This window comes from Bacillus sp. FJAT-26390 (assembly GCF_001682865.1).
Lineage (GTDB): Bacteria > Bacillota > Bacilli > Paenibacillales > Paenibacillaceae > Pristimantibacillus.
This window is the reverse complement of the sequence record NZ_MAQX01000035.1, coordinates 273,714-299,876: the sequence shown is the minus strand read 5'-3', so window position 1 is coordinate 299,876 and position 26,163 is coordinate 273,714. Positions and strand designations below refer to the sequence as shown.

Annotated in this window: 16 protein-coding genes; 10 read left to right on the top strand and 6 right to left on the bottom strand. The window is 49.4% G+C overall.

Annotation, left to right across the window (positions count from 1 at the left end; translation table 11 throughout):
- Positions 1-9: 9 nt before the first annotated feature.
- Positions 10-894: an SDR family oxidoreductase gene (locus A7975_RS30430; RefSeq protein ID WP_065387633.1), complete on the bottom strand. Its 885-nt coding sequence runs from the start codon at positions 892-894 to the stop codon at positions 10-12.
- 129 nt (positions 895-1,023) lie between these two features.
- Between A7975_RS30430 and A7975_RS30425 the strand changes: the two genes are divergently transcribed.
- On the top strand, positions 1,024-1,980 hold the full coding sequence (locus A7975_RS30425; protein WP_065387632.1) for a helix-turn-helix transcriptional regulator: 957 nt from the start codon (positions 1,024-1,026) through the stop codon (positions 1,978-1,980).
- A gap of 18 nt (positions 1,981-1,998) precedes the next feature.
- Here the strand turns inward: A7975_RS30425 and A7975_RS30420 are convergent, their stop codons facing one another.
- Positions 1,999-4,272, bottom strand: coding sequence for a helix-turn-helix domain-containing protein (locus A7975_RS30420; RefSeq protein ID WP_065387631.1), 2,274 nt, complete (start codon positions 4,270-4,272; stop codon positions 1,999-2,001).
- Between the two features lie 333 nt (positions 4,273-4,605).
- Between A7975_RS30420 and A7975_RS30415 the strand changes: the two genes are divergently transcribed.
- From A7975_RS30415 to A7975_RS30380, 8 genes are all read left to right on the top strand, one after another.
- Entirely contained in the window at positions 4,606-6,201 is a 1,596-nt protein-coding gene (locus tag A7975_RS30415; protein ID WP_483295940.1) for an extracellular solute-binding protein, read from the top strand.
- A gap of 106 nt (positions 6,202-6,307) precedes the next feature.
- Positions 6,308-12,856 (top strand): S-layer homology domain-containing protein, encoded by a 6,549-nt coding sequence (locus tag A7975_RS30410; protein WP_255314618.1) that lies wholly within the window; start codon positions 6,308-6,310, stop codon positions 12,854-12,856.
- Positions 12,857-13,032: 176 nt separating this feature from the next.
- Positions 13,033-14,265, top strand: coding sequence for an aminopeptidase (locus tag A7975_RS30405; RefSeq protein WP_176707846.1), 1,233 nt, complete (start codon positions 13,033-13,035; stop codon positions 14,263-14,265).
- A gap of 246 nt (positions 14,266-14,511) precedes the next feature.
- Positions 14,512-15,564, top strand: a complete 1,053-nt coding sequence (gene desA, locus A7975_RS30400) for a Delta(5) desaturase DesA (RefSeq protein WP_053374128.1) — start codon at positions 14,512-14,514, stop codon at positions 15,562-15,564.
- A 160-nt stretch (positions 15,565-15,724) separates the two neighbouring features.
- Positions 15,725-16,843, top strand: coding sequence for a sensor histidine kinase (locus A7975_RS30395; protein WP_053374129.1), 1,119 nt, complete (start codon positions 15,725-15,727; stop codon positions 16,841-16,843).
- Between the two features lie 28 nt (positions 16,844-16,871).
- Complete coding sequence (locus tag A7975_RS30390; protein WP_053374130.1) at positions 16,872-17,471, top strand: response regulator transcription factor; 600 nt, start codon at positions 16,872-16,874, stop codon at positions 17,469-17,471.
- Positions 17,468-17,716, top strand: coding sequence for a YdeI/OmpD-associated family protein (locus A7975_RS30385; RefSeq protein WP_065387627.1), 249 nt, complete (start codon positions 17,468-17,470; stop codon positions 17,714-17,716). The genes A7975_RS30390 and A7975_RS30385 overlap by 4 nt, the downstream gene beginning before the upstream one ends.
- 105 nt (positions 17,717-17,821) lie before the next feature.
- Complete coding sequence (locus A7975_RS30380) at positions 17,822-19,264, top strand: nicotinate phosphoribosyltransferase (RefSeq protein WP_065387626.1); 1,443 nt, start codon at positions 17,822-17,824, stop codon at positions 19,262-19,264.
- Between the two features lie 60 nt (positions 19,265-19,324).
- Here the strand turns inward: A7975_RS30380 and A7975_RS30375 are convergent, their stop codons facing one another.
- A complete protein-coding gene (locus tag A7975_RS30375; protein ID WP_065387625.1) occupies positions 19,325-20,290 on the bottom strand; it encodes an acetylxylan esterase in 966 nt (321 codons plus the stop codon).
- A gap of 198 nt (positions 20,291-20,488) precedes the next feature.
- Here A7975_RS30375 and A7975_RS30370 point away from each other — a divergent pair, with 198 nt between their 5' ends.
- Positions 20,489-21,511: an S-layer homology domain-containing protein gene (locus tag A7975_RS30370; protein ID WP_065387624.1), complete on the top strand. Its 1,023-nt coding sequence runs from the start codon at positions 20,489-20,491 to the stop codon at positions 21,509-21,511.
- Positions 21,512-21,593: 82 nt separating this feature from the next.
- Here A7975_RS30370 and A7975_RS30365 read toward each other — a convergent pair whose 3' ends face one another.
- The 3 genes from A7975_RS30365 to A7975_RS30355 form a co-directional block, all read right to left on the bottom strand.
- On the bottom strand, positions 21,594-22,466 hold the full coding sequence (locus A7975_RS30365) for a tetratricopeptide repeat protein (RefSeq protein ID WP_065387623.1): 873 nt from the start codon (positions 22,464-22,466) through the stop codon (positions 21,594-21,596).
- A 27-nt stretch (positions 22,467-22,493) separates the two neighbouring features.
- Entirely contained in the window at positions 22,494-23,459 is a 966-nt protein-coding gene (locus A7975_RS30360; RefSeq protein WP_065387622.1) for an ATP-binding protein, read from the bottom strand.
- 209 nt (positions 23,460-23,668) lie between these two features.
- Complete coding sequence (locus tag A7975_RS30355) at positions 23,669-26,113, bottom strand: beta-propeller domain-containing protein (RefSeq protein WP_065387621.1); 2,445 nt, start codon at positions 26,111-26,113, stop codon at positions 23,669-23,671.
- Positions 26,114-26,163 lie beyond the last annotated feature (50 nt).

Genomic DNA, 26,163 nt, shown 5'->3' with positions numbered 1-26,163 from the left:
TGGAATGAATTACAGGAAACCATGCTGCTTCGCGTAATTTCCCCAGTGCGGCTGTCTGCCGTCAACATCGATGATGTTGAACTCATCGGACAGCTGCCAGCTTGGGAAAACTTGACCTGATCTCTCCAAAAGATCCTTGCTTGCTGCAAGCGCAGCTATCCCGCGGCCGACGAAATACGGCGTTTCCGATTGGGCGAAATGCTCGGCATCTTGCTTGCCGCCGTGCACCGCATCAAACCAGTTGTCCTCCGTCACGCCAAAGTGCTCCAGCATCTCCTCCGAACGAAGAAATCCGGGCGTTACCGCAACGGCGGCTACTTCAAATGGCTGCAAATCGGCTGCCATAGCGGTGGCAAGGTGGATCGGCGATATTTTGGCCAAACTATAAAATAAGCTCCCGCGATAACGGTAATCGATCCCGTCGGTTACTTCAATGATGAGCCCCTTTTTCCTCTTAACCATCAAAGGCGCGCCGTAATGGCTCGTAATCAGATGCGCCTTCACCGCACGCTCCTGCATTAACAGCCCCTTGCTAAGCGAATGCTCCCAAAATGACTTTCCCCATTCCGTTAATTTCTCTCCGCCCCAAATATTATTGACAAGCAGATCAAGCTGACCGTCCTGCTCCATGTTGATTTGCTCGAATAACGCTTGTACTTCCTCTTCCACCGTATGATCAACCTTGACCGGAATGCCGATACCACCGCGTGCCGTGACTAGCTCTGCTGTTTCCTCAATGGTTTCCGCCCTGTTCAGGTCAGAGGCATGGCCGCGAATGCTTCTGCCCGTGCAATATACCGTCGCGCCCGCTTCCCCTAGACTTGCTGCGATGCCTCTGCCTGCGCCGCGTGTGGAGCCGGCAACGACAGCTATTTTACCTTGTAATGGTTTCATCCTGATCTCTCCAATCATCGTTATAAGGTTTACTCTTTGTCAGTTTAGCAAACGATATACGACAGCTCCTGTCATATATTCATGCTACAATTATAAAAAAGAATGTGAGCGGCAGAGGAGGAAGGGCGCATGAGAGCGGGGCGCTTAATCGCAATCGTATTATTGATGCAAAACAACGGGAAGATGACGTCGAAGGCGTTGGCAGAAAAGCTTGAGGTGTCCGAGAGGACGATTATTCGCGATATGGAATCGTTAAGCGAAGCGGGCGTTCCGGTGTATGCGGAGAGAGGGCAGCATGGGGGATGGGTGTTGTCCGAGGGCTATCGGACCAATTTGACCGGCATGCATACGGAGGAGCTGGTTTCCGTCCTCGTCGCCAGCCACTCTGCGCTGCTTGGTGATCTAGGAATCGAAGGCCAGTACGATGCCGCCGTGCAGAAGCTGCTTGCAGCTTCTCCGGCAGAAGTAAGCAAGGGAGCTGCTCTCGCAAGGCAGAAAATTCATATCGACGGAGCGGGCTGGCACCAAATGCAGGAGCTTATGCCTCTCTTGTCTGTCGCGCAGGAGGCGGTATGGGAGGAACGCCTATTGCGGCTGCGCTATCAGCGGGAGGATGGTGAAGCGGAGAGAATCATTCGCCCGTTAGGCCTTGTGGCCAAGCGCAGCGTATGGTATTTGGTCGGCGAAATAGAGGGCGAGATGCGGACTTACCGCATCTCGCGCCTTTTGGGAGCTGAGGTGTTAGCGGAGCGGTTTGAGCGGCCTTCGGATTTCGATTTGGCGGCTTACTGGGAGCAGTCTGTGGGCGAGTTCAAGCAGCGGCTGCCGCAATATCCAGCCGTGGTGAACGTATTGGAATCGGTGCTAACACGGCTGTCCAAGGAGCGATATGTCAAAATAATCGAAAGCCAGCCCTCCGGGCAGGAGGGCTGGCTAACAGCAGCGGTTGAATTTCAAGGGCTGGAGTCCGCATGCGAAATTATATTAAGCTATGGCTCGCGCATTGTAGCGATTGAGCCTGCTGAACTGCGGTCAAGAGTTATGGAGGAGGCAAGAGCAATCAATATTCATTATGGGTTGCAGTAGAGTATAAATAATAAGCGGCTATCCCGTCTGCCTCTCCAGCACATGCTGCTTGCGGAACTCACCTGGCGCAAACCCGGTTACTTTCTTAAACATGCGGTTGAACGAAGTAATATTATGGTATCCAACCTGGCGGCTAATATCATTAATATTTAATGTGGTGCCGGTCAGCAGCTCCTTCGCCTTCGCGACTCTAATGCTGTTCAAATGCTCGCTGAAATTGATGCCCGTTTTTTCTTTAATATAAGCGGAGAGATAAGCGCCCGACATGTTCAGCTTATCAGCCAAATAATCAAGCGACAGCTCCTCAGCGAACTGTGTCTCAATGATAGCCATAACCCGCGCGATAATCGGGTCGGCGGCAGCGTCCGACTTATTCTCCTTCACCAGCTCCCCCGACGCTTCCATAAGCCGGTAAAGCACATCCTTATATTCCTCCAGCGTACAGCAGGCAGCAAGCCGGTAATGAATCGGCTTGATCGACCATGACTGGCTGGCCTCGATGCGCTGCTGCTCCAGCAGCGATATCGCCATGGCATACACATGCTCAGCGAAAGTTTCGTATTGGAGCGCTGACGCCCCTCGGCTGTACATTTCATCCAGCATATACGCAAGAAGCTTGTATCCTTCATTTCCCTGTCCGGCTTGAAGAGCGGCAGCAAGCTCCTGCTCCTGCATCGCCGTTAAACGAACCATATCCGGTATTTCGCGGAACTCTGTAATTAGCTGCGTTTCTTCCAACAGGCAGGCTTGCTTGGCAAGCGCCTGCACCTGCTCGTAGGCATAGTTGAACTGGGAGGGATGCTCGAATCGCGAGCTAACCGCAACAGTCACTAGGCAATAATGCTTATTTAGGTCGAGCATTTCCTTAAGCTCCCCCAGCATCTCCCCGGTTTCATGCTTTTGGCTGCCTTTGACTACGGTCAAAATATAATTTTTCTCCATTTGAAACGTATGCGAGTCCGGACAATGCTGAGTGGCAATAAGGCGGATATGCTCACGAATGGCAAGTGAAGCCTGCTCCGGCCTGATATTAAGCTCGCCAAGCACGGGGCTGCGAAAGCGCAGCTCGTATAACACCACTGTATAGCTCTCATTCGTGGACAAAAATTGTTCCCATTCCACAATATCCTCGTTTATATTTTTCAACTGGCTAATATAACCGAAGCTCGTTAAGATGGAGCGCTGTTTGGTCATTTTCGCCTGAACTTCCTCGCGTTCCTTGAGCAGCTCCTTGATGCTGCGGTCAATAAACGTGAATTCTTTAATTTGGCTTTGTACCGTATCCGCCGTATCCGCATGACGGTTCGTGACGGCAGCGATAAGCTGCTTGACCGGACGTTCCAGCTTTTTGCTGAAGAGAATGGATGCGCCTAAGCCAATCAGCAGCATGATAGCGGCCAAAGCAGCGGCAAGGACGTTCCATTTGCGAAGCTGCGACGTGATTTCAATGGCGGGAACAGCGGATATGTAAGTAAGATCCTTTGAATCGGTAGCTCTAAACCAGTACTTCCCATCCCGGAGCATATGTTTTTGACCCTTGTTGAATTCCGGTATGGCAGTTAGTGCGGAGGCTCCTTCGGCAGGGTACAATAAACGCCCGTTGTCGTCTAATATGGCAAGCTGCTGAGTGGATGAATCGCCAAAGAACGCATGCCGGGCCTTATCCATGTCGAGCAAAGCGATGATTTGATAGTCATCGCCGGGGAGCTTGAATACTAGCGGCATGAGCGTGCTGCTCGCAGGCAATTCCACAGAATGCTTATATGTCGCAGCAGGCAAAAGAGTGAGCGAGCTCGCCGTAAGCAGCTGATCTTGCCAGAATGGATAAGGATAAGTACTGCTCGCATACGCTCTCTCGAACATATCCTCCGCGCTGCTGCTGCCCTCCTGATCAACCGCGAACGCATTGCCCCCGAAATGAATGATAAGGCTCTCCAAATAAAACAGCGGATCATTGGCTTCGGGCCGAAGTCCTGCCGATATTTTGCTAGCGGTCAGGTAGTCGGTGTCGGCTTCTCCGAACATGCGGATTTGCCGGTTGAAGCTCTGCACTTCTTTGCTCTTGTATCTATTGTAGAGAAGCGTCTCCAGCCTAGAGAAATGGTTGGCGTAACGCTCTGCTGTATGCTCAAGCAGCATCCGGTTGGAGGCGATAATTTCTCGCTCCAGCTTTGATTTAAAGAACGTAAAGCTAAGTCCCTTAAACAGCGAAAACAAAACTATGATACATATAAAGCATAGCAAGCTCGTAACAAAAAGCGAGCGTGACGGCAAATAGCGTCGGAGTGTCACGGCAATAAGCTCCTTTCGGCATGAGGACTGAACGATGGTGTATGGGACGGGCTCTCTCTTTATGTTACTGCAAGCATGGGTCCAGCGGTATGTCAGCCATTTTGATTTTTTGTAAAGAGAGGCCGTTAATGCTTCGGACTAGTGCCTATTTATACTGAAATTTCCATTGTTAATGCGGTTTCTAAAGAAAGGGCAACTATCGAAAGAAACGATGATACACAAAAATAAACGCTCCGTTATAAGATCGGACTGCAGCATGATCCAGATCTAACGGGGAGTGAGATGAGAAGGAGCTGCTTGCGGGTGAACAAGCCTATTAGATATGTGATTGCGATGTGGATTTTGGCAATGGCAGCAATTTCCGGGTGTGGAGGCGAGGCTCCGTTAGCGCCGATCAGCCCAGCGCTGCAGAATCAGGATAACGTGCAAGGAAGCGGCAAGGCCGGTATGCCTATCTTGAAAGAACCGATAACGCTCACCTTCTTCACCGGTAAATCTCCGAACAATGGCGAACCCTTCGAGGAAACACTCGTTTGGAAAAGCTATGCGAAGCTTACGAATGTGAATGTGCGATTTGAGCTTGTCCCCTTCGAGGTTTTGGCGGATAAGCGGGCATTGGCGCTAGCAGGCGAGCCATTGCCCGATGCCTTCTATTCGGCACGGCTGACATCGGAGGAGCTGGCGAAGTATGGCGAGCAGGGTGTGCTTATTCCGCTTGATGCCTTAATTGAACAATATGCGCCTAATTTCAAAGCGCTGCTGGACAAGTATCCGATTCTGCGCAAAGGGCTTACGATGCCCGATGGCCATATCTATTCGTTTCCGTCCTTCTATGACCCGGACTATTTGTCGATGCAGATCGGAACGCCGCTCTGGGTGAACAAAGGATGGCTGGAGCGTCTAGGTTTGGCTGAACCCAAAACGACGGAGCAGTTTCGAGCCTATTTGCTCGCAGTGAAAGCTGCGGATTTGAACGGAAACGGAATCCATGACGAGGTGCCCTATAGCGGCGTCGGCATAGGCACGCTGATCAATCAGTTAAAGGGAGCTTGGGGACTCGGCAACCGGGGACTTGGGCATAAGCTGGTCGATGTTGATCCCGCAACAGGGCAGCTGAGATTCACCAAGTCGCTGCCAGCCTATCAGGAGCTGCTGCAGTATATTCATGGCTTGAAGGCAGACGGGCTGCTGGACAAGGAGATTTTCTCCATTAAAGAAAGCGCGTTGAACGCGAAAGGCAAGAACGGTTTGTTAGGCGCTGCGATTGTCCCAAATCCGGCAACGGTGATGGGAAGAGATGAATTTGTAGGCCTCGGAGCGCTGCAAGGACCGCATGGCGATCATCTCTATACGCAAATGAAAGTGCCGCTTGTCCATCAAGGGGCGTTCGCCATAACGAGAGCCAATCGTTATCCGGAAGCTACGGTACGCTGGATGGATTATTTTTTTGGCGAGGAGGGAGCGACCTTTTTCTTCATGGGAGAGAAGGGCGTAACCTATACCGAGAAGCCTGACGGCACGCTTGAATATGTCGATTCCATCACCCATCATTCGGACGGCTTAACGCAGGATCAGGCGCTTATGCCTTATGTCACTTGGCTGGGCGGCAGCTATCCGGGCTTTGTGCGGCAATCCTACTTCAAGGGTTCGGAATCCTTGCCGGAAGCGCTGGCAGCAGCGGAGAAAGCAAAGCCGGATGCGATAAAGGAAGTGTGGGGAAAATTCAATTTTACCGAGGACGAGGCTTTGTTTATGTCTACCATCGGGGCGGATATGGAGAGCTTCGTTAGCGATATGGAATTGCAATTTGTGAATGGCAATGTTCCGTTCACGGCATGGGACCGCTATACGTCTACCTTAGAGACAATGGGGCTGGATGAGTATATGCGTATCTATGAGCAGGCTTATAAGAGGTACGTCCAGCAATAAACAGGGAAGCAGCAGATAAGGCGGAGCTCAATCAGGCTTCGCTTGCTTTCCTGCGCCCGAATTCGGGCTGAAATTACTTGAGGAGCGTGTTATCCAAGTGAAAGCAATGCCTAGACGGATAAAAAAATGGATATCGGCAGTGACGCTAACGACCATGTTATTCGGAGCGCTAGCGCAGCCAAGCTTTGCGGAAGAAGCTTTGACACAGCCGCAGACGATAGAAGCAGCGAACGGTCCTGCTCTTATGATTACAGAGCTGGTGCCTGATTCGAAAAATGCGGGCGGCGCGGACGCTTATGAGTTTATCGAGCTTTATAACAATACGGATCAGCCGATTAATTTTAAGGATTATAACCTGATCTATCACTATTTTGATTCTTCCAATGTCGAGCAGAACATTCCTTGGACGTTGTCAACGGACAAAGAAGTGATGATACCTTCTCATAAGCCGGTTGTTTTTTGGGTGAAGGGCAAAACGATATATGAGCTAAATCCAGCTCTTACCGTAAGCCAGTTCAATGCGAACTATGGCTCATCCTTGGCGGAGAATGTAAATGTATTCGAGATGAAAACGGACGGCGGCATGAGCAACAGTGCGCCTCGCGACTTGATTATCAAGGATAAGGCAAACAACATCATATCAATCGCCTCCTATCAGAATGATGATCAAACGAAAGAAAACAAAGGGATCTTCTACTCGTATCCTACGGATGGAAGCGTAAATATGGTCATGATGGCAAGAGCAGGCGAGCTGGCGGCAACACCGGGTGTCGTCGACCCCGCTCAGGTTCCGGGCGAGCCTCATTTGCCTCCGGTCATTACGCACACGGCAGTAACGAACGCAACGTATGAGAGCGATTTGACGGTTTCCGCGCAAATCACGGTATCATCCGGCGCTACGGTAACTGCTAGCGTGTATTATAAGAACAGCTCGGATGCTGCTTTTACGCAGCAGGCGATGACAAGCGAGAACGGCAGCTTCCAAGCAGTCATTTCAAAAGAAAAGCTGACCGAGTCGCAGTTGAACTACTATATCGAGGCATCGGATGGCGTTGAGACGTCGAAAACCTCGATCTATCAAGTAACGGTGAAAACGAACGTTTTTGATTACAGCAAAGTTCCTTCGCTTCTTATTACGGAGCTGCTGCCCGATAGCACAAACGTGCCGGATAGCGGCGGAAGCGACGCATTTGAATTCATTGAGATTTATAACAATACCGATCAAACGATTGATTTCAAAACATACAGCTTAGCCTACCGTTACCCGGACAAAGGCCCAAGCGCCGATGTGGCATGGGCGCTCGAAACGGCGGATGCCGCGCTTATCCCATCACGCCAAGCGATCGTCATTTGGGTGAAGAACAAGTTCAACGGCAGCTACACCGCAGATGATTTCAATGCCTTGTTTGGAACAGTGCTCGTCCCGAACAAAACGCTGTTTCCTACGCAAACGTATGACGGCATGGCAAACGGATCAGCTAGGGATTTGGTTATAAAAGACGGCAGCGGCGTCGATATTGCCGTCGCATCCTACCAAAACGATGAGCAAACCGTTGCCGACAAAGGCATTTTTTATGCTTATCCGATTGATGGAAGCAAGCAGATGCGAATGATGGACCAGCCAGGGAAGCTGGCTGCAACGCCGGGCACCAATACTTTAGAGCAGCTTCCGGCTGAAACGGTGAAATTGCCGGAGACGGTTGATGCTGCGCCGGTTGTCTCATCGGTAAGCTACGCTAAGATTGAAGGCGGCATCCAAGTTTCCGCTGCCATAACGGACGAGAAGCCGGAGGCGCTTCAGGCCTCTATTTATTACAAGACGGTTTCACAGCAGCAATTCACGGCGGCTCCGCTTTCGTACACGGCTGGCAGCTATAAGGCACTTATTCCTCATTCAGCGATTACGGAAGCTACGATGCTTTATTATATTGAAGCCAGCGACGGCGTTCATAAAGCAACGACCGCCGAGTATCCGGTAACCGTAAATACGGAGAAGTTTGACTCGCAGAAGGCTCCGGCGCTGCTATTGACAGAGCTTGTGCCAGACTCGACTAATATTGGCGGCGGAGACGGATATGAATTCGCGGAGGTATACAATAACACCGATGCTCCTATCCATTTGAAGGATTACAAAATACGCTACCGCTATACCGATTCCGGCCCTTCGGCAGATGTCATTTGGCCAACCGCTAATGAAGATATCATTATTCCGGCTCGGGAGACGGCCGTATTCTGGGTCATTAATAGCTACAATACCGCTGCGACAGCGGCTAGCTTTAATGCCAATTATGGCGGCACGCAGCTTGTGGAAGGGGTTAATCTATTCAAGCTTTACAGCGATGGCATGGCGAATGGCGGAAAACGCGCGATCGTCATTTCAACGAACAGCGGAATAGAAATAACGGCTGCTTATTACGATAACGACGAAGAAACGAAAGCGGATAGAGGCATTTTTTATAAATATCCGGCAGACGGCACCACGACGATGATCAAATACAGTCCTGGCCGCACGGCAGCGACGCCAGGCAGTATTCTTGCAGGGCAAGCTCCGGCTGAGCCGGTTCATGTTGTGGCGGATCTTATACCGCCTACGATTGATGATTTAACGGCGGCGGCTGAGGTCGACCAATCCAAGTCACTTGAAATAATAGGCGACGCAAAGGACGAGCAATCCGTGAAGACCGTCCTTCTGCATTATAAATCCGATATTCAAACGGACTATACCAAACGTTATTTGACCAAAAGCTATGATGACAGCTTGTATCATCACACGTTGTTCTCACCGGAGCTTATTGGCCGCAAATATATGGACTATTATTTTGAGGTATCCGACGGTACGAATACGGTAACGACCCATCCAAAGCGAGTAACTATTCTTGGCGGGGCGGATCGTTCGGATCTGCGGCTCAACGTATCGAAAGAGGATATCCTTGCAGGCACCAAAATTTTGCGGGGAACAGCTGAGGCAGCTGCAGCCGACGAGCTTACGCTATCCATTGACGGCAAGGCATTAAATACGGACACTTACAACGCCGTGGAACGAGATGCGTACTTTGCTTTCGAGGTGCAAGGCGCGGATTATTATTTCAAAAACGCGGTTGTTCAAAACAAGGAAATTTTGCATACCTTCCTTGATCCTATCCCGTCTTGGTCTACATTGTCCGTTCCAATCTCCGCGGACCGTCTTAAGCTAGGCGAGAATGTATTGTCCATTTACGCGGGCTCCAAATCAGGACCGTTCGATGATCGTCCGGATGAGAATAAGGATGACTTTGAGGTGCGCAATGTTCGCCTCGTGCTTGCGGACGGCACTGAAATTTATGATCCTGCCTTCGCAAGCAAGACCGCTTCTATTAAAATGGGCGACAGCGCGGGCAAGCATGAATTTGTTGATTTTAAATTTGCGATTCCGGATGCAAAGCTGAATGCAAAAGCTTACAAATGGGACACGAAAGAAACGGCGGATGGCGAGCATACGATTGCGCTCAGCCATAATGCAGCGGGTACGATTAGCCGCAAGGTGAAGGTCGATAATACCGCTCCTGTGATCAAGCCGTCATTAACAGAGGGGAACGACTATCGCGGTTCATTCGTAATTGACGCAGACGTTAGCGATGCGATTGCAGGAGTAAAGGAAACGAAAGCCATGCTTGACGGCAAAATAATCGAGCTGCCTTTCCCGACGTCTTCCGCTAAGCTTGCGCAGGGAGCGCACACGCTTGAAGTAACGGCTGCGGATCAGGTTGGGAATACAGCTGCCGCTAAGGTGAATTTTACGGTGCCGGATGAAAATCCGCTTGCGCCAGAGCTCGTTTCGCCTCAGCAGGATGCAGCTGATCTGGGCAACTCGGTCAAGCTGTCGGTCAACGTGAAGGATCCGCTGGGTGACAGCATGAAGGTTCTGTTCTTCCAAGGCTTCAAATATGATGCGAACGCAAAGGCCGGCTTCAAAGCATATCGCAACGCAGCGGATGTTGAGCCGCCGAAGGAGATGGCGCCTGCCGGAGAGAAAGCTTTTGCAGAAGAGGACTATAAGGCAATTGGCAAGATCGACGGACAATACTTAGTAGACGACTCGGTAGAGCAATTCCCGTATCAGCGCTTTGAGATTACGCTGGATCATTCGGTCGTCGATTCGGATCTGGTTGAAATCAGCTGGAAGGGTAAATCGCTTGAAGGCCGGAAAGTCAGCTTGTATGCATGGAGCGCTTCTGCTGGGAAGTGGGAGATGCTGGATACGGTCGTAGCGGGCAACGAGGATTTTGAGCTTGGCGCTGAGGTGAAGGCTGGCCAATTTAGAAATGGAAACAGCATTCAGGTCATGGTGCAGGATCAGGTAGCGGAATCTGACGATCCGTATGATTTCTCTTTCGTCTGGATGTCAGACACGCAATATTATTCCGAGACTTATTTCCAATATTACCGCGACAATGTAGCTTGGATTCGCGATCATTTGGCTGATAACAAAATCAAATACGTCATCCATACCGGTGACATCGTAGATGAATCGGACAAGGAATATCAGTGGATTGAAGCGGATAAAAACATGAAGGTGCTTGATGACGCAAAAATTCCTTACGGCGTATTAGCCGGCAACCATGACGTTGATCATCAGAAAGGCTCTTACTTAGACTACTGGAAATGGTTTGGCGAGGACCGCTTCAAGGACCAGCCAACGTTCGGCGGCTCTTATAAGAACAACATGGGGCATTATGATTTGGTATCGGCAGGCGGAAACGATTTTATCATCGTCTATATGGGCTGGGGCCTTGGCGATGTTGAAATCGAATGGATGGACAAGATCGTGAAGCAATACCCGAACCGCAAGGCGATATTGGCTTTCCATGAATATCTGCTTGTATCGGGCAACCGCGCGCCAATCGCTGACAAGGTGTATGAGCGGGTTGTTCTTCCTAACAAAAACGTATTCGCTACGCTATCGGGCCACTATCACGATGCCGAGCTGAAGTCGGATGCGATTGACGATAACGGCGACGGTGTAGCTGACCGTACGGTGTATCAAATGCTTGCTGATTATCAAGGCGCAGAGGATGGCGGTCTTGGTTATATGAGACTGATGCAATTTGATATGAAAAATAACAAGCTGCATATTAAGACTTATTCACCTACGCTTGATGATTACAATTACTACGATCCTAAAGAATTTCCTGGCAAGGATGAATTCTCGCTTGATCTGGATCTAGGCGCAACGACCAAACGTGTTGCAACGGACTATTTTGGCGTACGCGTCTATACGGGCAACCAAATTGGAGAGACAGTAAACGCTGAAAGCGGTACGGAAGCATCGGCATTATGGAGCGGTTTGGACTCTAATTCCGAATATGAATGGTATGCGGTAGCTGAGGATGAGCATAGCGGTTTAGCGCTCTCGGACGTTTGGCGCTTCTCTACAGGCGCATCAAATCCCGATCCAGGCGAACCAACGCCGTCGCCGACGCCAACGCCATCACCGTCGCCAACACCTAAACCAGGCGGTGGGACTCAAGCTGTTATTGAGCTTGAAGCAAGCAAGGACGGCAGCTTTAAGCTATACAAAGAAGCGATTCAGAAAGCGATTAGCAGCGCAGCGGCAAACGCGGTCATTGAAGTGAGACTCGCTTCGCCAGCATCGGCTGGAGCTAGCTTGCTTGAGCTTGCCGGAGAGGGTGTTCGAGCACTGCAGCAAAGCTCGCATCCCATTCGTATCGTTTCCAGAACCGTAACGCTGGATTTGCCAGCCGGAGCGCTTCCGGAAGCTGCCGTACAAGCGAGCAGCATACAATTGATCATGAACGTCAAAGCGACGGATGAGACGACCTCGGCGACAGGAGCGGCTGTAGAACAAAACAAGAGCCTTGCTGCGACCGGGCTTGTCTATACGCTGGAGCTGAAGAGCGTAAACAGCAGCGGCACCGCTGAAACCGTTCATCACTTTAATCAACCGGTTAAGGTAACACGCACGCTCTCCTCGGACGAGCTAAAGGCATTTGATATTGATTATGCCGGTGTGTATTACTTAAACGGCAGCACATCAGAATATGTGCCAAGTACGTTTGAAGGCAACATAGTAACCTTTGTAACGAATCATTTCTCTCATTATGCAATTCTTGAATATCGCAAAACGTTTACGGATGTAATCGGACACTGGGCAGAGCCATTCATCTCGAAATTGGCAGCCAAACATGCGGTTACCGGCTTCGATGCGAATCGTTATGCGCCAAGCAAAGTGATAACGCGTGCAGACTTTGCGGTTATTGCAGTGAAGGCGCTGGGCTTCCTCGATGCGAAAGCTGAAGCAAATGCGTTCACAGATGTTGCTTCCGGCAAATATTATGCGGCGTATGTCAATAAAGCTTCTGAGCTTGGGCTGGTAACGGGCGATCAAGGTAAATTTAGACCGGATGCCGCGATTACACGCGAAGAAGCAGCAGCGATTTTAATGAGAGTTTATGCGTATGTGAACCCTGCAAGCGCAGCAGCCCCTGCTGGCAAAGCATTCGACGATATTGCATTAGCTTCGAATTGGGCACGGGAGTCCATTGAAGCAGCGCAAGCGCTCGGACTTGTTAACGGCAAGGGAGGCAACCGGTTTGAGCCAAAAGCGAATGTAACGCGCGCCGAAATTGCCAAAATGATATGGACGGCCGTGGAATAGCAATTTAACAGAAGCTTTAATAAGGATCGTTCTCCGGCAAGTCTGGAGGACGATCTTTGTTTATGCTGCTCTACTTTGCGTGATTTGACTATAGGCTTCTTCATTCGATACAATTTAGGTTATAGCATGGATTTACCGAGTACCTAGTCGTTATCATGGAAGGGAGATTATGAATGATGAGCGGATTTGAAAATCATTTAGATAAGTATGCGGAACTAATCGTTAAGATCGGCGTGAACGTACAGCAAGGACAAGAGGTGTTCATAACGGGAGCTGTCGATAATGCGGCGCTCGTTCGGCTTGTCGCAAGCAAAGCATATGCAGCAGGCGCGAGCAATGTGCATGTGGATTGGACAGATGATTCCTTGTCCAGATTGAAATATGAGAAAGCGGCGGATGAAGTGTTCACGCGGTTCCCGGAATGGGAGACAGGCAAGCGCAATTCGTTCGTGGAGCGCGGCGCAGCATTTATTTCCATCGTTTCCTCAAGCCCTGATTTGCTGAAAGGAATCGATTCGGGCCGTATCTCGAGCTTCCAGAAGGCTTCGGGCCAAGGGCTAAAAGAATTCCGCAGAGCGATTCAGTCTGACAAAGTAAGCTGGACCGTCGTTGCGGCTGCCAGCAAGCAATGGGCAACAAAAGTATTCCCTAAAGCAGGAGAAGAGGAAGCGGTTGAGCTTCTGTGGAAGGCAATCTTTGATTCCGTCAGGCTGCATACGGCTGATCCGGTCAAAGCATGGGAAGAGCATAACGCGAACCTACATAGCAAAGGCGAGACGCTTAACCAGAACCGTTTCCAAAAATTGCATTACACCGCTCCGGGCACTGATCTTACGATTGAATTGGCTGAGACGCATATTTGGGTCGCTGCGGGCAGCACGAACGTAGACAACGTTCCGTTCATGGCGAACATGCCTACGGAAGAAGTATTTACCGTACCTCTCAAAACGGGCGTGAACGGTTATGTTTCAAGCACCAAGCCATTAAGCTACGGCGGCAACATTATTGACCGCTTCAAGCTGACGTTCGAGAATGGCCGCATCGTGAAGGTTGAGGCCGAGGAAGGGCAAGAGATATTGCAGCAGCTGATCGATATCGACGAGGGCTCGCATTATCTTGGCGAAGTCGCGCTCGTACCGCATGAGTCGCCGATTTCACAGTCTAACATTTTGTTCTATAACACGCTGTTTGACGAGAACGCTTCGAATCACCTTGCAATCGGCAGCGGCTATGCCTTCAACATTGAGGGCGGCAAGACGATGTCCCCGGAAGAGCTTGAAGCGCACGGCGTCAACGCGAGCCTTACGCATAACGATTTCATGATCGGCTCCGCCGAGATGGATATCGACGGCATTACGAAGGACGGCAAGGTTGTACCGATCTTCCGTAAAGGAAATTGGGCAATTTAATCCAAAATGATGTTAAAGGGCTATCTGGAAGAAGCGCAGCTTCTTTCGGACAGCTCTTTTTTGTTGTTTTCTGGGACTTGATACATTAATCCGGTAACTTTCCAGCTCGCTATATGACATTTGTCATGTCCTCGTATTGACGTTTATGACTGTGATGACCTGACACTTTTCTTTACAATAAAGTTAGAATACTGCGTTAGACGTCCGGGATACTCTCCAAGCGTCATATTGAGGAGGAAGAATGCGATGACAGAGCCGAAACATGCTCACCTGAAGAAAGAAGTTGCCCCATTTGAGAAAACGGATTTAAAGTCGAGCATCAGACAGCTTATTAACACCTTAGTGCCGCTTGTTCTGCTCTGGTATGCCGCTTACTATAGTCTCTCGATATCGTACTGGCTTACGGTTCCTCTGGTGCTGCTTACTTCCGGTTTTGTGATTCGGACATTCATCATCTTCCATGACTGCTGCCACGGCTCGTTCTTCAAGAGCAAAAAGGCAAATGACATCATTGGTACCATTACGGGCGTTATTACGCTTGTTCCTTATAGACAGTGGAAAAATTCCCATTCCATTCATCACGCAACGAGCAGCAATCTCGATAAACGCGGCGTTGGCGATTTGTGGATTCTAACGGTTGAAGAATATGCTGCAGCGCCGCTTATGCGCCGCATCGCTTATCGCATGTACCGCCACCCGCTCGTCATGTTTGGACTAGGTCCAATCGGCGTATTCCTTATTCAATACCGTTTTAACGTAAAAGGCGCACGTCGCAAAGAAAAGATGAATACTTATTTAACGAATGCATTGATCGTTGGCGTGTATGCTTTGCTTATTTGGGCGATCGGCTGGCAAGCGTTTCTGCTTGTGCAGGGTCCTGTGTTCTTCGTCTCGGGACTGCTCGGCATCTGGTTGTTCTATGTGCAGCATCAATTCGAGGATTCCTATTTTGAAAATGAAGACGAGTGGAGCTATGTGAAAGCAGCCGTTGATGGAAGCTCGTACTATAAGCTGCCAAAAGTGCTGCAATGGATCACGGGAAACATCGGCTTCCACCATGTTCATCATTTGAGCCCGAAAGTGCCGAATTATAACTTGGAGAAGGCGCATAATGCGACGCCGCCGCTTCACAAAGCGACGACCATTACGATTAGCGAGAGCTTGGAGTCGCTTCAATTCCGCCTTTGGGATGAAACGGACAAAAAATTCGTCAGCTTCAAAGGGATCAAGCAGCGTCTTCGGAAAATGGAAAAGGCTTCTGAGAAGCTCAAAACAACGCGTCCCAAGCTTGAAGTTTAGACCGTGATATAGCATCGACTCACAGAAGCCATGCCGTAAAAGGCTGGCTTCTGGCGTTTATGGTTTGCAAGGAAAATAAATACTTGTACAAACGTATATGATAAAATGAAGGCAACAACAATCGCAATCAAAGCATGGCACAAAAAAAGGGTGGACGACCATGAACAAGTGGTATCAGATTTTTCATAAAAATACAGGTCTGAGCCCTTATGTATGGGTAGTCTTCTGTATCTTGCCTTTTTACTTTATATTCCGATCTTCCTCGCCTTACGAGGTCGTATCCGGCATTATTATGATTATCCTGTTCTTTATTTGCTATCGGTTATCCTTCGTTTCCAAAGGATGGCTCGTATACTTCTGGACGAGTGTGCAAATCGTCATATCGATTGCGATGACGATGTTGTTCAGCTACGTCTATTTTTCGATTTTTTTGGCCTTCTTTATTGGCAATATTCAGAATCGAGCCGGCTTCTTCACTCTGTATACGATTCATATCGTAAGTACGTTCGTTACGGTCAATTACGGCTTTGCCACGCAAAACTCCTTATTTTTCACACAGTTCCCATTCATCCTGATCAGCCTTATCGTCGTTATTCTCCTTCCCTTCAACACGTACAGCCGGAATAAGCAGGGACAGCTTGAAGGGCAGCTAGAGGATGCGAATAAGCGAATATCGGAGCTGGTTAAGCTTGAGGAAAGACAGCGGATCGCGCGTGATTTGCATGATACGCTTGGACAAAAGCTTTCTCTCATCGGCTTAAAGAGCGATCTGGCAGGAAAGCTAATGGTCAAAAACCCGGCGCAGGCCCAAGCTGAAATTAATGACGTACGCCAGACGGCGAGAATGGCATTAAAGGAAGTGCGGGAAATGGTTACGCAAATGCGCGGCACAAGGCTTGAGGACGAAATGTTTCGGGTAAAGCAGATTTTGAAGGCGGCCGAAATCGAGTTCGAGCTTGAGGGCGATTTGAAGCTGGGACAAACGAATCTGTTGACCGAAAATGTACTCAGCATGTGCTTGAAGGAAGCGGTAACGAACGTCGTGAAGCATAGCGGAGCAACGGTTTGCTTGGTTGCGATTGAATCCTCGCGCACCGACTTTTTGCTTAAGGTAAAGGACAACGGCGTCGGTATTCCCGATGAGGCTCGAAATTACGGCGGGCATGGCCTTCAAGGCATGAAGGAGCGGCTTGAATTCGTAAACGGCAGCCTCGATATCGTCAATGAAGACGGGGCAAAGCTCGTGATAAGGGTTCCGAATGTCATTAAACAAAACTAACGCTTTGCGAACGAAGGGATTGAGGGTTATGATTCGAATCGTTATTGCCGAGGACCAACGCATGCTGCTTGGCGCCCTCTCTTCTCTGCTTGATTTGGAAGAGGACATGAAGGTCGTCGGAAGAGCGAGCAACGGAGAAGACGCCATTAGTTTAGTTCATCAGCATAAGCCTGACATTTGTATTATGGATATTGAAATGCCGGCAAAGACGGGGCTTGATGCTGCCGAGGAGCTTAAGGGGCAAGGCTGCAAGGTCATCATTTTGACGACATTTGCAAGGTCGGGCTACTTTGAACGTGCGCTCAAAGCAGGCGTGAGCGGCTACTTGCTGAAGGACAGCCCAAGCGAGGAGCTTGCCGATTCGATTCGCAGCGTGATGGCGGGACGGCGCATCTTCGCCTCCGAGCTGGTGGATGAGGCATACGGCCAGGAAAATCCGTTAACGGAGCGGGAGAAGGAAGTGCTTGTTCTCGTTGCAGACGGGAAGAACACGAAGGAAATTGCAAGCGAGCTGTTCATTACGACGGGAACGGTCCGCAACTATATTTCCGTCATTCTCGATAAGCTTGACGTCAGCAACCGCATTGAAGCGATTACTCGTTTTAAAGAGAAGGGCTGGTTCAAATGAAAGTCCTTGATTTTGAAGCGGTTTTGGTGAAGCCGGCAGCAGTCGGGGCTTGGACATATGTAACGGTTCCTTTTGACGTGGAAGAGCATTTTGGGCAAAAATCGCAGGTCGCGGCAAGCCACGCCTACTCAGGTCAGAAAGAATGCGTGAGCTGGATTGAATCGGCGAAGAAGGCTGAAACGAGAATCGATCGAATCAGCAAAGCGAATCAAAAATTATCAGGCGGACAAAAGCTGAAATCATAATGCGCCATGGAGACGGCTATGACGTTCTCACGGGCGTATTTTTTGTTGTTTCAGAGTGATCGATCCGACTTAAGGAAAGATTACTAAAGGAAGGGAGTTAATGGGATGAGCTATACGAATTTGACACTTCATACCGATAAGTATCAAATCAATATGATGTACGCGCACTTTCTGCAAGGAACGATGAATGACAAGGCTGTATTCGAAACTTCATTCCGGAAGCTGCCTTTTGGCAACGGCTTTGCCGTATTTGCGGGACTAGAGAGAATTGTCGATTATATCCGCTCGCTCCATTTTGGCGATGAGGAAATTGCATATTTGCGCACGCAGGAGGAGAACTACAAAGAGGAGTTTCTGGATGCGCTGCGCGAGTTTCGTTTTACGGGCAATATTTATTCGGTGGAAGAAGGAACGCTGGTTTTTCCCGGCGAGCCGCTGCTATGCGTGGAGGCGCGCATATTTGAAGCGCAGCTTGTGGAAACGGCGATTCTTAATGTCATGAACTACCAGACGCTGATTGCGACGAAGGCTGCACGGATTAAACAGGTGGCGCCGGATGATGTGCTGCTTGAGTTCGGGACAAGGCGCGCGCAAGAGGCGGATGCCGCCATTTGGGGAGCAAGGGCTACCTATATTGCAGGCTTTCATGCGACATCCAACATGCGAGCGGGCATGCTGTTCGGTATCCCTGCCAAAGGAACGCATGCGCACTCTTGGATACAGGGTCATGACACGGAGGAAGATGCGTTCCGCGCTTATGCGAATTCGCTGCCTGACTATGTGACGCTGCTGGTTGACACTTATAATACGCTCAAAAGCGGAGTTCCGAACGCCATTAAAATTGCCCATGAATTAGAGAAACAAGGAAAACGGATGAATGCCATCCGCCTTGATAGCGGCGATCTCGCGTATTTGTCGCAGATGGCGCGTAAGATGCTGGATGAAGCGGGATTGCCTTACGTTCAAATCGTTGCTTCTAACGACTTGGATGAAGCGATTATCGCTAATCTCAAATCACAAGGAGCCAAGATTGATGTCTGGGGCGTAGGGACGAAGCTAATTACCGCTACGGATCAGCCTTCGCTTGGCGGCGTGTACAAGTTGGTCGCGCGTGAGAAGAACGGCGGCTACGAGCCGGTTATCAAAATTTCGGCTAACCCGGAGAAGGTATCGACCCCAGGCTTCAAGGGGCTGTACCGAATAATTAATACACAAACCGGGAAAGCGGAGGCGGATTATATTACGCTTAGAGATGAACAGCATCTCGCAAGGGGAGAACGAATTAAGCTATTCGATCCCATTCATCCTTATATACACAAATACATTGAAGGCTATGAAGCGATCCCGCTTTTAAAACCGATTTTTATGCAGGGGGAATTAGTGTACAAGCTTCCGAGCTTGGAGCAAATCCGCACTTATCATAGCGGACAGTTCGAGCTGTTTTGGCCGCAATATTTGCGCAAGCTGAACGCTGAAGCGTATCGCGTTAATTTAAGCGTAGCGTTATGGGAGCTGAAGCGGGACCTGATTCAGCAGCATCAGATGTAATAACAAAGGACACTTGCGCACGGGGGGCGTGTACAGGTGTCCTTTGGCGTTTTTACGGCTTTATTTTTGCAAATAATCTATAAATAATTGCAGGCGCGGCGCAATGGAGCCAGGCACAAGCTCATGCCCGAAGTAGCGATAGACAGCGATGTCCTTCTCGCATGCCAAATGGTTGTAAACGGCAAAGACGGTGGATGGAGGCGTAATATCGTCGACGAGCCCGATCGTCAGCCAAGAGTAGCAGCGAATGCGCGGAGCCAAATTCATAATATCGAAATAGGTTAACGTGTCCTTCGCGTTAGCTTCGATCAAAGGGCTGCCGGAGTGGCGGCGGAAGTAGTCGTTCAACTCGCTGTAAGGTCCGCGCGGCGTCACGTCAATTGCGCGCTCAAAATGCGAGAGGTACGGGTGATCGGCAACCGCCAGCTTAGGCACATCCGATAGGGCGGCTGCCGCCAGCGTAATCGCCCCGCCTTGGCTGCCGCCGGTTACGGCGATTCGGCTGGCATCAACCTCGGGCATAGCGGCTAATACTTCAATGGCGCGCACCGCATCCATGTAGACGGCCCGGTAATAATACTCCTCTTTGTTCTGGATGCCCTTCGCCATCCAACCGGCTACATGGCCGTTAGATGAAACAACATTGTCCTCGCTCTCGCCATGCTGGCCTCGGCAGAACATTTTCAGTACGGCATAGCCCTTCAAAGCAAGGTTAACCGTATCATGAATATCCCCATCAACGCACCAATTATAGCCGTGGTAAGAGACGATGCCCGGGAGCGGCTCCGCCTGTTCGGGCAAAGCGAGAATCGCTTCGATTTTCGCATCATTAAAGCCTTGGTAGAACACGCGGTAAACCTTTAAGCCTTTAACCGGATAGTTCAGTTCAGAGCGCTCATAAGCAAGCGGTACTGCGGCTAATTCGGCTAGCGTCGCGGTCCAGAAATCATCAAAATCCGCTCGACGCGTCAGGGCCGGCTTATATTCCCGCAATTGATCAAGGGGCAAATCATAGGGCTGTGCCATTTTACTAACCGCCTTTTTAATAGAGTTTTTATGCTGGTGCTCAAAGCTAGGATGATGATAACAATTGCGCTATGAAAGCGCAACCCTGATTTTTGAGCCATAAATGTTTGGAAATATGTAGGGGAAAAAAGGGAATGCTGGATCTTTTGTTGAATTATTAATTTGGAAGTACTATTCATTTTATTTGGAGGTTAAGGCATGAAGAAAGGTAACAAAGCTTTTGTATTTTTGCTTACAGTATGTTTAATGGCGGTTTCATTCGCTATTCCGGCTGCAGCAGCCGAAATTCCTAAGGAAAACTATACGTTTTCTGTGTCCAAACAGTCGGGTGAAGTAAAGGAAAAGATCACACTTGACGATTTTGGAGATATTTACAAGGATTTAGAAATTACAGCTACTATCGTACCGGAAAATACAGTTTTAACTTTCACGCCGAAGGTTGATATGAAAGCTAGCGTGTCGGGCTACATTTTGAAGGACGGTATTATGGTCAGAAACGAATTGCCTTGGACGATTAATGGCAAAGAGGTAAGAACGAATGACCTGAAGGCAAATACGACCGTGACCGTGAATTTCTCTTACGGGCTGCCTTACTATGAATTGTTCATATGGGATGAGGCAACAGAGAATACAACGATTTATTATTTCAAGGCTGAAAAAGGTGCGGTTACAACGGACCAGCCTGATGCTTGGGCAAAAGCTGAGGTGGATGAAGCCATTGCTGCCGGGCTCGTACCGACTGAGCTGCGTACAAACTATAAACAAAAAATTACACGAGCTGATTTTTCGAAAATCATTATTAAACTGCTAGAGGTCAAGACAGGGCAAACCATCGATGAAATCTTGTTGGAAAATGAGGTTAGCCTTGCCGACAATCCATTCACGGATACAGCGATTAAAGAAGTTATTGCTGCTAATTTGATGGGGATCGTTAATGGCAAAGGAAATGGAAAGTTTGATCCTAACGGCAGCATCACCAGACAAGAAGCGGCTATTATGCTCACGAATACGGCAGAGGTGCTGGGCTATGAAACGGAAGTAGATGCTTCGGCATTTGCTGACAGCAGCAGCATCGCGAGCTGGGCGAAGCCGGGCGTTGATTTTGTATTTATGTTCGGGATCATGAAAGGAACGGACAGTAAAAACTTCAGCCCAAAAGGCACGTATACGCGCCAGCAAGCTTACATTACAATCGGACGATTAGACAAAGCATTGGAATAGCACGAGAATAGGCATCACAAAAGAAAAGACGTCTTATACGGTCCATGAAGGCCGTAAAGACGTCTTTTTGCTATTGTGCGGCTTATCTTCGGCGCGTCCAGCCATACACTTTGACATGAACAAGAAGCTTGGTAACCCAGTGGGTAATGATATATAGGACGATAAATAGGATGACGAGCGGTTTAAACAAGAGCCAAAGAAAGATCCAGCTGAGGAAAATTTGCCACGGCTTCATTTTCTTAATCAGATTGCCTGGCAGAAGCATAATACGATAAAATTTATAATTTTTTTGGAGCCCTTTCAGAAATTCCTCGCGAATTTGCTTGTTATCCGGATCTAGCCTGATGGCGTTTTTGAGCATGAGCAGATAATCGTCATAATCATTCCGCCTTTCGGCGGACCAAGCCAGATACAAATAAACCAAATCCGACTCTACCTCAAGGCGCAAGGCGATGTTCGACAGCCGTCTGGATTCGGGGAAATTTTGCAGCAGAGCTTCGTTATAGCTTAGGTTAGCCAGATAAAGCGGATTCTCAGGCGAAATCTCAAGACCTTTCAACAGGTAGTCTCTAGCTTCTTCAAATCTCCCTTTTTTGTTGCTTATATTAGCGCGCAAGAAAAAATAGTGCGGCTCATAGGGATCGATTCGCTGTGCGTCGTCAACTGCTTGCAAGGAATCGGCCCACTGCTCCATCGCGTAATAGGAATTGGCTCTAACGAACCATGCCAGCCCGTTTTCCGGATCACGCTTAAGCGCCTCGCCGGACCAGCGAAGGGCGTGGTCAAAGTTTTCCATTCGAAAGCATACATGTCCAAGCAGCGCGTAGGCATCCGGATCTTCCGGCATTTCCCGAATAAGCTGGAGCGCCTCCTCGGATGCTTCTTTATACTTGCTCCACTGCATCAGCTGTGTAATGCGATCATAACGCTGACTGCTTATAGCCGTCTCTATCATAGATATGCCTACCTCGCTATTAGTCGATTATTTCAAACTGTTTTTTTTCATATAATCGAGTACGATTTGATAGTCTTGGTTGACATCACTGAAGGTTGCGTAGTTTTTGGCAGTGGCAAACCAGTCAAGCGTAGTGGCTTTCCGCTGCTTGGACGCTTTCTTCAAATCATCCTGCGAGATCGGCTCGATGACACCGGATTCCAGCGTTCTCTCCAAGGCCTCTTCAACGGCATCCTTCACGATTTGCTCCAAATCAGCGCCTGAGAAATGTTTTGTTTCCTTTGATATTTTGCTCAGATCAAGCGTCGCAAGCGGTTTGCCTGCAAGCTTCAGCCGCAAAATCGATTCCCGTTCGTTTTCTTCCGGCGGCGGTACAAAGATCATATGGTTAAACCGACCGGGCCTGCGCAGCGCTGAATCGAGGTACCAAGGCGTGTTCGTCGCGCCAATGACAAATACTTGATCGTTAAACGTGCGAAGCCCGTCAAGCTCCATCAGCAGCTGATTGACCAAGATGCGGTCATGATGCTGACGCATCTGGTTGCGGCTGCCGCCCATCGCGTCAAGCTCGTCTATAAAGATGACACAGGGCTTATTTTCTCGCGCTTTCTCGAAAATATCGTGCAAATTGTTTTCGCTTTGCCCAACGTACATGCCAAGAATAGCTTGCAGCTCAATGTGCATGAAGTTCGCATCAATCTCTCCGGCTACCGCTCTAGCCAGAAAGGTTTTGCCGCAGCCGGGAGGGCCGTACAGCAGCAGGCTTCCGCCCGCTTCTTTGCCATAGGCAGCAAACAGCTCAGGCTGCTTCAGCGGCAAAATAAAGTTCATGCGAATTTTTTTCTTCACTTCTTCAAGTCCGCCTACATCAGCGAAAGTTTCGTCCGGTTTCTCGGATTCAATTAAATCTTTGCCGTTTGCATCAAAATGAAGCACTTTCAGCTTATTGCGACGGCGATCGGCGAGCTCATCGCGGTCGTTATGATCTGACATCGTCATCATCCTCTTATTGATCATTTTTTATTAGTGTAGCAAATTCATAGCGATTATTGGAGGTTTTATACAAAAAGCTGAAATTTGGGAGATATTGTTACATAATGGGCTGTTTTTCATATTCAGAGTAGTAAAAGATCGCCCATGTTCTACCCTTAGGGAAGACGAAGGCGATCTTTTGCTTAATGGACAGATTTCGAAGATGCAGGTTATTCGGCAACCATCAATGGCTGCACCAGCCGGCCGTCCGGATATACCGTGCTTTCCTCGGGCTTAGCCGGATAGGTGAGCGAGCCGCTTTCTTTTAACGTAGTTAGATTGTTTGCTTTGAGCATACGATCAGACAGCGTATAGAGCGTATCTCCCGAATAGAGAATGCGCCGAACGGCTTTTTCGTAATCGAAGCCGTATTGCCCGCTCTTCGCGAGATCTTCTGCTGTCAAATGAGTAATCCGGCTGCGCAGCGTAAAGCCCTTCTGCAAGTCAATGCCATAGACATAGGCTCCTTGATACGTGAATTCACCGTAAGAGAGCGAATCGGCAGGCTTAAGCGTCGCTTTGTTCTTAATTTCCTGAAGCTCTACCGGAAACGCCAGCAGCCCTTTTTCCTTGGAGAAGAGCAATGCCTTATGATCCTGCAAAAGCTCGGAATTCGTGCCGCGATCACCGATGATTTCTTTAAACTTTTCCTTAGGGCGGTTAACGTCCGAGACGTCGAACAGGGCGATCTTCATCCCTTGGTAAAAAGCGGTCGTCTCATCAGCGCTCATTCCTTTGGAAGGGAGCTCGATCGTTTCCTTGCCGAAGCCGATGATATGGTTCTCGTCATAAGGATGCAAGTAGTCGCTGTAGCCGGGAATTTTCAGCTGCCCGAGCACCGTAGGTTTAACCGGGTTATTCAGATTAATGACGAACAGCGGATCAATGTTGCGGAAGGTAACCATATAAGCGCGGCCGCCCATGAAGCGGACGGAGTAAATGCGCTCGCCTGGCGCCAAGCCCTCCAGCTTCCCGACCGTGTTAAGCTTCTCATCCAGCACGTAGAGGTTGTTGGTTGAGCCTTCTTTGCCGTTTGCGAGCATGCCGTCCTTCGTCAATGCAATTCGGAAGAAGCCCTCATGCTCATCCATCGAGAACTGGTTTAAAATAGTGCCGGGAACCGACCCTTCGCCAATATAGACGATTCGTCCTTGGTCAAGGCGGAATTTGTGAATTTGCGTCTCCTGCTTATAGGTGCCATCCTTCGCTGTATATTTGGATATGGCAACGTATAAATGTTTTTCAGAGGCGTAAATCGTCTCGCTTGAACCGAGATAAGCTGATAATTGCAAAGGCTGATCAGCGGCATCAAGGTCGATTGCTCCGACGAGCATCATATTCGGATCGGGTGAATCAGGGAAATAGCGAATCGAATCAAGAGGCAGTGATTTTTGCTCGCTAGACACCGCCGAATCGCTATACACGGGTTGAAAGGAGAGGGCGTATTGATCTTTCGCAGCATCGCCGCCGCTCTGTTTATCGTACAACGGGTAAGCATAGTTGTTCTTGTTGGTCACAATATACAAAGCGCTGCCGATTTTACGCGAGGAGCCGTAGCTGCCTTCCTGCTCGATCTCGCGCATAAGCTTCGGCTGACCCGCTTCATTCAGCTCGTAGATAAGCGTTTTTACCGAATAGCGCATCGGTACGGGCATCCATAACCCTCTTTTTGCCTCAGAGGCGGTTGAGGCAGCCGTGCCGCTCTCCTTGCTTGCGACATTGCCGCTTGCAGCTGGCGTAGTGCCGGTATCCGCATTATTGGGCAGTCTGACTTGATGATGGCCAATGACGACTAAACGGTTGTCATCGACATAAAATTCTAGTGGCGTGAAGCCGTCCTTCGCCGCATATGCAACCGTTGCTGCAAGCTTCGGCTTAGCAGGATCAGCAATATCGGTAATGAGCACGCGCGATCCGCTAAGCTGATAGATGAAGCGGCCATCCGTTTTGGCCCAGTCCGCCTCATCTACTCCGCCAACTTGTACATTCGTTTGAGAATAGTCGCCATCGCTTTTGGACTCCTCCGAGGCGGGGGCTGCGTTATCGACAATCTCGTTTTGACCTGCTAGTATTCCGATCTTATTAAGCTGTCCGCCCTGGGCGTTACTTGCTCCCATTAGCTCGCGGAGTTTCTCTTCAGAGCCAATCGTCGGCAGCTGCAGCGGATCGTCAATCGTTATGATCCGATTGACAGCATCCCAAGCTACGACAGCGCCTAGCGCTTCGGAGATGGCACGGAGCGGAACCATTGTAACGTCGCGATAGAGGCGGGCGGGTGCTTCTAATCGAATGCTCTTGCCGTTTGCGGTCATTAAGGCAGAGTCGATTGTGAGAGAAGCAGTTCGATCATCGCGCTTGAGCGTAATCATTTGCTGACCATTTGTTCCGGTTTGGTAGCTGACCTCTGCTCCTAAACCTTCCGAAATTTCCCGCAATGGAACAACGGTATTGCCATTCTCGATAAAAGCATGGGTAGATAAAGCTAGCTTTGTGCCCCGTACGACAAGCTGAATATCAGAATCCGCGGAAACCTGCTTCAGGAACGGCCCCCCGGCCGCGGGAGCGAGAAGCAATAACGCAGCTAGAAGCAGCGCAGCAGCCGCTTTTTTTCGCATGAATAACCCTCCTATTTCTTATTTTTGATGATGCAGTTATCTAGCAAGAT